This is a genomic window from Virgibacillus necropolis (genome assembly GCF_044793635.1).
GTDB lineage: Bacteria > Bacillota > Bacilli > Bacillales > Amphibacillaceae > Virgibacillus_F > Virgibacillus_F necropolis_A.
The window spans coordinates 927,011-938,612 of the sequence record NZ_CP084992.1 but is presented as its reverse complement, the minus strand read 5'-3'; the positions used below and the strand labels follow the sequence as shown (position 1 = coordinate 938,612).

Below are 11,602 nucleotides of genomic sequence, written 5' to 3'. Positions count from 1 at the left end.
GTATTATGAAGAAATTTTTAGCATTTATTTCAGTTTTAGTTGTATTGACGTTAGCGGCATGTGGGGGAAATGAAGAAAAAAATAGTGACAGTGACTCAGAAATCACTGTAGGCGCATCAAGTGTGCCACATGCTCAAATTTTAGAAGAGGCAAAACCGATTCTTAAAGAAAAAGGCATTACGCTAAATATTGAAGAGTATCAGGATTATGTATTGCCTAATCAAGACTTAGCTAGCGGTGATTTGGATGCAAACTATTTCCAACACATTCCATATCTGCAAAATCAGAAAGAAGAATTAGGCTATGACTTTACGCATATCGGTGGAATTCATATTGAACCAATTGGAATTTACTCAAAAACAATTAAGAGTGTGAAGGATATACCAGAAGGTACAGAAGTAATCATGAGTCGTTCTGTTGCCGATCATGGACGTGTTCTTTCCTTGTTGGAAAAAGAAGGGTTAATTAAGCTTTCAGATGAAGTTAATAAAGTAGAAGCAACGGTTGATGACATTGTTAAAAATCCTAAAAACTTAAAGTTCTCAGCAGATATTGACGCAGCATTTTTACCTGACATGTACAAATCTGAAGAAGAGGCTTTAGTGGCGATTAATACAAATTACGCAATCGGAGCTGAATTGAATCCATTGGAGGATGCCCTTATTTTAGAAGGCGAAGAATCGCCATATGTAAATGTAATTGCGGTTAAAAAAGATAACAAAGATAATAAGGCATTGCATACATTAGTTGATGTGTTGCACTCAGAGGAAATTCAAAACTTTATCTTAGAGGAATTTGAAGGTGCAGTCGTCCCTGTTGACGGAAAAAACTAAATTCGGAGTAATGTACAGTAAATGAGAGGAATTAGTTAAAAAAAATAAGAAAAGTCAGTTATCTTTATTTTCGGGGGAAATATTAAGTTCAATTCGTTATCCTACGTTTATTTGCGTTTTGTCCGGGGAACATAATTGTGATAATCTTATTATTGTAATTAAGTCGAAAGGATGATTCACTATTTATAGTGGTTTACGAATGAATTACACTCCAGAAATGGAGAAAGCGATGCATCAGTCTCACAAGATGGGGTATGCAGAGTATGGACGAAAGTTAGAAAATCAAATTGCAGTCGAAAAAAGACGACAACATGAATATGAAAAATGTAAACACATGACAGCTGAACTTGAAAGTCAACTACACAAATAAATAGATTATATGCATGATGTTGGTGGTGTGAAGAGATTCACATCATCAGCATTTTTCTTGTTTTTATACTATAATAGAAGATACTCGGATTTTTTATTCTTTTCATTAAAGTTTGTAGCCTAGAATCCATGGTGTATATAGTTGAAAAGAGTTGATAATAAATTCGAAATGATTTAAGATTGTAATGAGAATAAATTGAGAATGGATGTAATCATTCCGTTTGATAAATAGTATATAAAGAGAGTAATTGGAGGTATCGATATGGCAGGATCAACACTAGAAATTAAAAATCTTCATGTATCAATTGAAGGTAGTGAAATATTGAAAGGGGTAAACCTTACGATAAAAGGTGGCGAATTCCACGCAGTTATGGGACCAAATGGTACAGGGAAATCGACACTTGCATCTGCAATTATGGGGCATCCTAAATATGAAGTAACAGAAGGAAGCGTACTGTTAGATGGCGAAGACGTTCTTGAAATGGAAGTAGATGAACGTGCACGTGCAGGGCTTTTCTTAGGTATGCAATACCCAAGTGAAATTAGTGGTGTAACAACTTCTGATTTCTTGCGTTCATCTGTAAACGCACGCCGTGAAGAAGGTGACGAAATTTCATTAATGAAATTTATTAAAGAAATGGATAGTGCACTTGATTACCTTGAAATCGATAAAAACATGGCACAACGTTATTTAAATACAGGATTCTCCGGTGGGGAGAAGAAACGTAATGAGATTCTTCAATTAATGATGATTAAACCAGAAATTGCAATTTTAGATGAAATTGACTCTGGATTAGATATTGATGCATTAAAGGTAGTATCAAAAGGAATTAATAAATTACGCAGTGAGAACTTTGGTTGCTTAATCATTACACACTACCAACGCCTATTAAACTACATTACACCTGACAATGTTCATGTAATGATGCAAGGACGCGTTGTTAAATCAGGTGGACCTGAGCTTGCTAAGCGTTTAGAAGCAGAAGGTTATGAGTGGATTAAAGAAGAATTAGGTATTGAAGACGAAACTGTAGGCCAAAAAGCGTAGAAGTTAGGAGGGGTAGTATGACTGTTGAAACAAAGCTGCCATATGATAAAGAATATATCAATCAGTTTTCAGGTGATCGAAACGAACCAGAATGGATGAATTCATTACGCCTTCAAGCTCTTGAACAAGCTGATACGCTTGAGATGCCAAAGCCTGATAAAACGAAAATTGGTAAATGGAATTTTAGTAATTTTAAACATTCAGCACAAGGCGATAAGCTTTCATCACTTGAAAATTTGCCTGAAGAAATTAAAGATTTTATTGAAAAAGGTAACGAAAACCTTATAATACAACGGAATCATTCCGTAGCATATGCATCACTAAGTGCAGAGTTAAAGGAAAAAGGTGTTATTTTCACTGATATTTTCACTGCATTAAATGAGCATGAGGATGTGGTGAAACGCTATTACATGAAGGATGCAGTATCTATTGATGAGCATCGTTTAACAGCGTTACATGCAGCATTAATGAATGGCGGCATATTTGTATATGTTCCAAAAAATGTTGAATTAGATGTACCAATCCAAACTATTTTCTGGCAGGAAGATCCTGAAGTTGCACTATTCAATCACGTGTTAGTTGTAGCAGATGATAATAGTTCATTAACTTATGTGGAAAACTACATTTCAAATAATCATGAGCAAGAAACTGTAGCAAATATTGTTACAGAGGTTATTGCACACAATAATGCAAGAATCTCATTTGGTGCAGTCGATAACTTTGCAGAAGGTACTACGACATATATTAACCGTCGTGGAGTTGCTTATCGCGATGCGAAGATTGACTGGGCACTAGGGCAAATGAACGATGGGAACACCGTTTCAGAAAATATTACACATTTAGTTGGTGATAATTCTGAGTCAAATGCGAAAACAGTAACAGTTGGTCGTGGTAAGCAAACGCAAAACTTTACCGCAAAAATCGTTCACTTTGGTAAAGAATCAGAAGGATATATTTTACAACATGGTGTGATGAAGGATAAAGCTACTGCAATATTTAATGGAATTGGTAAAATCGAACACGGTGCTTCTAAATCGAACGCTGAACAAGAATCACGTGTTTTAATGTTAAGTGATAAGTCACGTGGTGATGCTAATCCAATTCTATTAATTGATGAAGATGATGTAACAGCAGGGCACGCTGCATCTGTTGGTCGTGTTGACCCTATTCAATTATACTACTTGATGAGCCGTGGTATTACACAACAAGAGGCTGAGCGCTTAATTATTCATGGTTTCCTGGCGCCAGTTGTTAATCAGCTTCCAATTGAATCGGTTAAGAAACAGTTGACACAAGTAATTGAGAGGAAGGTTTACTAATGGATGTAAAAGCCATAAGGCAAATGTTTCCTATCCTTGATCAGGAAGTAAATGGACATCCTTTAGTCTACCTTGACTCATCAGCAACATCACAAAAGCCATTGCCAGTTATCGAGGCGATTGATACTTATTATCGTCAGGATAACTCGAATGTTCATCGCGGGGTACACACACTTGGTACACGTGCCACTGAAAAGTATGAAGGAGCGCGCGAAAAGGTTCGCCGTTTCATCAACGCATCCAGTACTGCAGAGGTGATCTTCACCCGTGGTACTACTACATCAATTAATACAGTAGCATACAGTTATGCTCGCCAGAATTTAAAAGAAGGCGACGAAATCGTTATTACACCAATGGAGCATCATAGTAATATCATTCCATGGCAACAGGCTGCAAAAGCTACTGGTGCAACATTAAAATATATACCACTTGAAAAAGATGGTACTATTGCACTTGATGCTGTACGTGATACAATTACTAGTAATACCAAGGTAGTTTCTGTTATGCATGTTTCCAATGTACTTGGAACGATTAATCCGATAAAGGAAATTGCGGAAATTGCTCATCAAAATGGAGCAGTAATGCTTGTGGACGGTGCGCAAGGTGCCCCACACATGTCAGTTGACGTAATTGATTTGGATTGTGACTTCTATGCATTTTCTGCTCATAAAATGGGTGGACCAACAGGTATTGGTGTTTTATATGGTAAACGAGAGCTTTTAGAAAACATGGAGCCAGTTGAATTTGGTGGAGAAATGATTGATTTTGTTCATTTACACGACTCAACATGGAAAGAGTTGCCTTGGAAGTTTGAAGGTGGAACGCCAATCATTGCAGGTGCCATCGGTTTAGGCGCTGCAATTGATTTCCTTAATGATGTAGGAATGGACAACATCATCGAACATGAACATAAATTAGCTCATTATGCACTTGAAAAATTGCGTACCATTAATGGGATCACCATTTACGGTCCGGAAGAACGTGCAGGGCTTGTAACATTTAACTTGGATGATGTACATCCACACGATACGGCAACGGCTCTAGATGCGGAAGGTATAGCAGTCCGTGCTGGCCATCATTGCGCACAACCTTTAATGCGATGGTTAGAAGTAACAGCAACAGCACGTGCTAGCTTTTATTTATATAACACCGAAGAAGATATTGACAAGTTAGTTTCAGGACTTGTTAAAACAAAGGAGTATTTTGGTGATGTCTTTTAATAACCTCGATACACTATATAGACAAGTAATTATGGATCATTATAAACACCCAAGAAATCGTGGCTTTGTCGAAGGTGACGCATTGACGGTTGATATGAATAACCCAACATGTGGGGATCGTATACAACTCCAGCTCAAAATCGACGATGGAATAGTTACAGACGCAAAATTCGAAGGTGAAGGATGTTCCATCAGCATGTCATCTGCATCCATGATGACACAGGCAGTTAAAGGAAAACAAATCGATCAAGCGTTAAAGATGTCTAAGCTCTTTTCACAAATGATGCTGGGTGAAGATGTTGATACAGAAGAATTTGATTTAGAGGACATTGAAGCGCTGCAAGGCGTGACAAAATTTCCAGCCCGCATTAAATGTGCAACACTAGCCTGGAAAGCAATGGAAAAAGGTGTTCATGAGTAGCAAAAGCGTAAGCGATTGTTAAGGTGCGTATAGACTGGACTGACCTGTGCGAGATAAGGAAACACGAAAGTGATATTCTTTCGATGTTGACTTATCGAAGATACGGGGAAGGAAGTCTACTAGCAACTGATCGCTGTAGCTAGACGTAGCCAAATGGAGTAGCTTGAGTTTCAAACACCTAAAGGAGGTTTTTTACATGGCGAAAAAAGCGCCTGAAATCGAAGAGTATAAATATGGATTTCATGATAAAGACGTTTCAATTTTTCGTACAGAAAAAGGGTTAACGCCAAACGTAGTAAAAGAAATTTCAAAAATTAAGGACGAACCTCAGTGGATGCTTGACTATCGTTTGAAGGCATTGGATCAATTCTACAAAATGCCTATGCCACAGTGGGGCGGAGATCTTTCTGAGTTGAACTTTGATGAAATTATTTACTATGTTAAGCCATCAGAACGTCAAGGGAAAACATGGGATGAAGTACCTGAAGAAATTAAACAAACTTTTGATAAGCTAGGAATTCCTGAAGCAGAACAAAAATATTTGGCTGGGGTTTCAGCACAATATGAATCTGAAGTTGTGTACCATAGCTTAAAAGAAGACCTATCTGACTTAGGAATTGTCTTTAAAGATACAGATACTGCGTTAAAAGAGAATGAAGACTTATTTAAAGAATACTTCGGGAAAGTTATTCCTGCTTCTGACAATAAGTTTTCTGCACTAAATTCAGCAGTGTGGTCAGGTGGATCGTTCATTTATGTTCCAAAAGGTGTGCAAACAACAACACCATTACAAGCATATTTCCGTATTAACTCGGAAAATATGGGACAATTCGAACGTACACTTATCATTGTTGACGAAGGTGCATCGGTTCACTATGTCGAAGGTTGTACAGCACCAGTTTATACAACGAATTCTCTGCATAGTGCAGTTGTTGAAATCTTTGTTAAAAAAGATGCCTATTGCCGCTATACAACGATTCAAAACTGGGCAAACAATGTGTATAACCTAGTAACGAAGCGTGCGACATGTGATGCAAACGCAACGATGGAATGGGTCGATGGTAACATTGGATCTAAATTGACAATGAAATACCCAGCAGTCATCTTAAAAGGTGAAGGCGCTCGTGGTATGACATTATCGATTGCTATCGCTGGCCGTGGACAACACCAGGATGCTGGAGCTAAAATGCACCACTTAGCACCAAACACTTCATCAACCATTGTTTCGAAATCAATTTCAAAACAAGGTGGTAAAGTAACGTATCGCGGAATTGTTCATTTTGGACGCAAAGCAGAAGGTGCACGTTCTAATATTGAATGTGACACGTTAATCATGGATAATGAATCAACATCAGATACAATTCCATATAACGAAGTAAATAACGAAAATATTTCATTAGAGCACGAAGCAAAAGTTTCGAAGGTTTCTGAAGAGCAATTATTCTACTTGATGAGTAGAGGGATTAGCGAACAGGAAGCAACAGAAATGATCGTAATGGGCTTCATCGAGCCATTCACGAAAGAACTTCCAATGGAATATGCAGTTGAAATGAACCGACTTATCAAATTCGAAATGGAAGGTTCAATTGGATAAAAGTAATTACCCCTTGTCACATCAATGTTTGTGGCAAGGGGTTGTTTTTGATTTATAATTTTGTGCCCTATTTATGCCCCTTTGGTATCAAAAGAATCAATATAATAATTACTAAAGTGTTATAATTTTATATATGCTGTATTTAAGTTTGTCACATTTTCTCGTTTAGAAATACCATTAGCCTAATAGATAATAGTTATGTATGCGTGGAGCATTAGAAAAGCTTACCAAAAAGAACTAAACGTTAATCTTTTTAGCATTTCTTTCGCACTTTGATTAAGGTCATAAAAATATACCGCTTCTGTCATGTTTTTTACTAGCGATTTTCACAAGATTTACCAATGGGGTAACGTCATGGAAGGGCGGATTTACAACATTAAAGACTCTGGAAGATAAAAGGGGCTAATTTTTCAGTATTTTACTGAGAAATTAGCCTTTCGCTATTCAATAACAGCGTCCTTTTATGGAAAATCGTTTATAGAACTATTAAGCACATAATTGAATAAAAGCAACCGCTAATGAATCTACTCACTATCTTAGTCCCTCTGTCTGTTTACAATTGTATTGTAAGCATTTTCTAATATACTACCTGAAATAGGATTGTATTCTAACCAATTACCAAAATCATTCTTATAAAAAATATAAGGCTCAAAATATACATGCAATATGATGACATCACCATTTGCTAATTCAATTGTTTCTCCATGATTTGTGTTTTTGTTTTCGAGCAACCCATCTGCTTTTGTCATCATATTTTTTAACGCCTGTTTGTTAGTAATTGATTTTTGAAACGATGTAAGGATGGGTATTTGGGATGTTATCAACCTTTTTTGTGCAACCTTGATTTCTAAATCTTGCATGACACCCTCAACTTTAGAGATTAATTTATTAATTGCTTCTGTTGTTACACCTTCTGGTTTCGTTTCATCACGTAAACAACGTAACCATGCTAAAAACGTGTAAGAATGAGTATTATATGGAGAATACTTACGATGATACTCTTTATGAAGTCCGCGATTTAATAAAATAGCATTTTTGGGATTATAACTAAGTTCGGCAAATTTACGAATACTATATAGATGATGCACGTCTACGTTTATTATGTCCCCTGTAAGTTCACATTTCCCATCATTAAATTCCTGTGCTTGTTTTAAAAATGAGTTATACTTAGTATTGTCACGCTTTACTTCCTTTTTAATTTCACATATAGGACAACTTTTATATTTTAAAAATACTTTGGGCTTCATTTCAAATATGTGACCAGCATTGCAAGAGTAAATAACTTCTCCATTCCCCCTATTTGGATACTTGATTAACGCCCAACCACAGCCTAAAATTTCATCTAAAGATTGTACTTCTTTACGATGTTTTTCAATCTTTTTCATTCATTTCTTACCCCCTATTACATTTTATTGGTTCGATATTTGAAAAAACATTTATTTTAATTACCATTACTTCCACAATAAATTGTTCCATAAATTGGCCCTGATCCTGACACATGTCTTTATTCTTATACTGCGCCCTAAAGAGGACGCAATTCTTTTTCACAATTGCACATTCTTATTAAACACAGATGGAAATATCACTCATCAGCTAAACTGCTCCATCGATACAGGAACAATCGTTTTATTATTATTTCTATCAACAGACAGTCAGTATTAACCTGTTTTAAGTAAAGCAATTTTCTCTGTAGGATATAAACTGATTAATGTATTGATTATTTTATTACATAAATCAACAGCATCTGAGGTAACCGTTGTAAGCTCTTTATTTTTGGAAGGAATTCTGTGCAGTCTATGTAGGGGGTTTCCGCAAACTGTAAATTCCGAATTCCTTAAAGATGACCACTGACCATGGGCAAACCCTGAAGTCCAATCATAGTAGCTATTATAAATATCTTTCACATCAGCAAATTCACTCATCTTTCTTAAGTTAGAATTTTCCCAATGCCCCAAGTTAATATCGCTATACTCTTGCCATTGATCCTCATTTGCAAGCATCTCTAAAGTTTCCAACGATACAAATTGTGGTTGTGCAGCGAGTTCATCAATTTTTAAGAAAGCTAACTTAGCTTGACCCGATCCATAAACACGATAACTTAGCCATAAATCTTCATCATTCTTTTTTGCTAAATATGCTAGAGTTATATAACATTCGGCAATAGTTCTTAAACCTAAGCGACCTGTAATACCATTTTGTATGGGTGAATAAGTCAATTCCTTTAATATATCTATACAATATAAAGCAAAAGCGAAGCTTGCTTCATGTTTTGCATCGATTGCTGATGTAGATCTTGATGTATAAAAATGTTCTCTAATTGCAATTTCAATTTCATCAATATTTTGTACGATTAACGCTGCTAACTTCGGTTCTTCTTCTGTAACTACATTTAAATCCCAACACGGAGAGATATTTAAAGCTTCATCCCAAAATTGTTGTACCCAGTGACTTGGTTCTGACATGACGCTCATCGCGTTTTCACATGAACGAATTGCGGGGCGTACCATTTTCATATCACTTTTTTGCGGATAATAAAATATTTCCTCAGCAAACTGCCCCATTTGTAATTTCCCGTTAGCCATAAGATAGAAAATTCTAGCCCATCGGCAGTCCGTTGCTAATTGCGATTGCTGATCTAACATATTCGCTACGCTGCTATATAATTTATAAAATTCATTTTTTATATTATCACTATCAATGCTAATAAACTTTTCCAATAAGTGTTTCTTGGGAAAGGATTCAAATAAAAGAAGAGGTTTAATTTCTTCTGTTAAAAATAATTCATTAAATAAAAAGTCATAGAATTCATCGATTTGTTTGTCTGACATATTACTGATAGATTCAATTGCTAATTCTTCAGGGCGTAATTCTTCAGGTTTATCGTAAAAGTATTTACATATTTTGTGTATATTATTTATGCCTGTTAATCTGTCATTTAAATTAATAATCAATCCAATCCATAAAAAACTTGGCAACCTGTCATCTTTCCATGAAAGTTTCTTCATGTTTTCTAATTGTGAAAATGGAGAAGATAGTGTCTTTCCCTTTCGTTTGTGTTGAGCAATAGTTGTATGCTTTCGTTCTTTTTTTTCTCTGCTTTTTCTACCCATTACTTTTCCTCCTTGAAATATAGTAACAATAATCAAACAATAAATGGATGAGAACTTAAACAATTGGCAGTTAAATTCCCACCAGTTATACATTCTTTATTCCACACAATGCCCTTTTGTGGATGACTGCTCTTATTGAAAATCAGTCGAATTTGCACAACAAGTATACATTTTTGATTCCAAAAACTATATCTTTTTAACTTTGTCATATAGAAGGAATGAAGTGGTAAAAAATATGTCACGGATGGTACATTTCATGGCTGTAATCACACCTAACTTTATTTGATAAATTTATATTTTTCGATAAAATGTTTTCTGATTTGTTCTGGGAGTAAATTTTTCTTCGATAGATCTTACTGATTCAGTCGCAATTGTTATTATGTTTTCAATTGATTTATAAGTGGTTTCAATGTTTTCTGTATCAATTTTGGGTTTGTAATAAAAGGAGTACTGTCTGATTTACTTATATAATCAAAGTTTTAATTATATTTGTTTTTAGTTATTTAAGTAATTCGATATTTTTTCAAGTTCCTGTGATTCAAATTGTGGTGTTATATCGAGATATGTATCTGCTGTTGTTTTGATTGAGCCATGTCCTAAGCGCTTAGATAAATATAGTAGATCAGTACCAGCTTCAAGTGAGAGAACTGCATGTGTGTGTCTGAAAGTGTGTGTTCCTTTATATTCAATACCTGCGTTTAGACAATGACCTGCAAGTGTGTCTCTAACGGTTGAAGGTGTCATATAGTTTCCATTGTATGTTTGAAAAATGATAACATCTTTATTTCTTTTAAATTTATCATACTTAGAGATGCAATCATTTTGAATCTTTTTAAACCATCCTAGTAATTCGATAGTATTTTCATCAATCTCAATGTTGCGGTAAGAACTAAACGTTTTTAAAGATGCAATTCTTAATTCGTTATTATCATTTCTAGCAGTTTGTTTACTAATATCTAAACGATGACCATTGAGATCACTCCACCTTAATGCCAGTACTTCGCTTATTCTCAGACCTGTACGTGATAATAAAAAGATGAGTGCGTAATATACTTTATATTCTTTAAAACGAGGTGATTCATATCCTTTTAAATAATTTAACAGGGTATTGAGTTCGCCTAAGCTATAATATTTTACATCTTTCCTAAGATTACGAAATTCATCGGGCTTAGCAATTTTTAATCTCGCAGCAGGATTCTTATCTAATAGTTCCAATTCATGTATAGCATGATAAAATATATCTTTTAATGTGGAAAGATGTTTTAAACGGGTACCATAAGAATACTTTTTATTTCCTTCATATGATTCCATCCATTCAATTACATCATTTCTATTTATATTAAAAAGCCTTCTTCTTCCGAAATAGGGCTCAATATGCAACCGTTTGATTACTTCTAATTGTTCAAATGTTGAATCCTTAACGGTTCTCTTTTTTTGAGAAAACCAATCATCTATTACTGTCTTAAATGGGATTTTTCTGTCTACAATTGTTTTGTTATAGTAAACTTTATTTTCAACTTCATTTGCTCTAATTTCTGCTTCTTTTTTTGTATTGAATGCCCCAATACTTTTTCTTTCACCATCAATGTAAACTCTAGATTGCCATTTACCACTTTTTAATTTTCTAAATGTAGCCAAACAGATACCCCCATAAAACAATCATCAAATACTATGAAATACAATTACAA

10 protein-coding genes are annotated in these 11,602 nt (G+C 35.1%); 7 read left to right on the top strand and 3 right to left on the bottom strand.

What is annotated here, in order from left to right:
• The first annotated feature begins 5 nt into the window (after positions 1–5).
• The 7 genes from LG329_RS04760 (at position 6) to sufB (ending at position 6,804) form a co-directional block, all read left to right on the top strand.
• Positions 6–833 (top strand): MetQ/NlpA family ABC transporter substrate-binding protein, encoded by an 828-nt coding sequence (locus LG329_RS04760; RefSeq protein WP_404454025.1) that lies wholly within the window; start codon positions 6–8, stop codon positions 831–833.
• 199 nt (positions 834–1,032) lie between these two features.
• Positions 1,033–1,203, top strand: a complete 171-nt coding sequence (locus tag LG329_RS04755) for a hypothetical protein (RefSeq protein WP_404454022.1) — start codon at positions 1,033–1,035, stop codon at positions 1,201–1,203.
• Between the two features lie 261 nt (positions 1,204–1,464).
• Positions 1,465–2,250: a Fe-S cluster assembly ATPase SufC gene (gene sufC, locus LG329_RS04750; protein ID WP_404454019.1), complete on the top strand. Its 786-nt coding sequence runs from the start codon at positions 1,465–1,467 to the stop codon at positions 2,248–2,250.
• 17 nt (positions 2,251–2,267) lie between these two features.
• Positions 2,268–3,569, top strand: coding sequence for a Fe-S cluster assembly protein SufD (sufD, locus tag LG329_RS04745; RefSeq protein ID WP_404454017.1), 1,302 nt, complete (start codon positions 2,268–2,270; stop codon positions 3,567–3,569).
• Positions 3,569–4,789, top strand: a complete 1,221-nt coding sequence (locus LG329_RS04740; RefSeq protein WP_404454014.1) for a cysteine desulfurase — start codon at positions 3,569–3,571, stop codon at positions 4,787–4,789. Before sufD ends, LG329_RS04740 begins: the two co-directional genes overlap by 1 nt.
• Positions 4,779–5,210 carry a Fe-S cluster assembly sulfur transfer protein SufU gene (gene sufU / locus LG329_RS04735; RefSeq protein ID WP_404454012.1) on the top strand — a complete coding sequence of 144 codons (432 nt, stop codon included), beginning with the start codon at positions 4,779–4,781 and terminating at the stop codon, positions 5,208–5,210. The genes LG329_RS04740 and sufU overlap by 11 nt, the downstream gene beginning before the upstream one ends.
• 196 nt (positions 5,211–5,406) lie before the next feature.
• Positions 5,407–6,804, top strand: a complete 1,398-nt coding sequence (sufB, locus tag LG329_RS04730) for a Fe-S cluster assembly protein SufB (protein WP_404454010.1) — start codon at positions 5,407–5,409, stop codon at positions 6,802–6,804.
• Positions 6,805–7,340: 536 nt separating this feature from the next.
• Here the strand turns inward: sufB and LG329_RS04725 are convergent.
• The 3 genes from LG329_RS04725 to LG329_RS04715 form a co-directional block, all read right to left on the bottom strand.
• On the bottom strand, positions 7,341–8,189 hold the full coding sequence (locus tag LG329_RS04725) for a hypothetical protein (RefSeq protein WP_404454008.1): 849 nt from the start codon (positions 8,187–8,189) through the stop codon (positions 7,341–7,343).
• Between the two features lie 273 nt (positions 8,190–8,462).
• Positions 8,463–9,914, bottom strand: a complete 1,452-nt coding sequence (locus LG329_RS04720) for a DUF5677 domain-containing protein (protein ID WP_404454007.1) — start codon at positions 9,912–9,914, stop codon at positions 8,463–8,465.
• A gap of 495 nt (positions 9,915–10,409) precedes the next feature.
• Complete coding sequence (locus LG329_RS04715) at positions 10,410–11,552, bottom strand: tyrosine-type recombinase/integrase (protein WP_404454004.1); 1,143 nt, start codon at positions 11,550–11,552, stop codon at positions 10,410–10,412.
• Between the last annotated feature and the right edge of the window lie 50 nt (positions 11,553–11,602).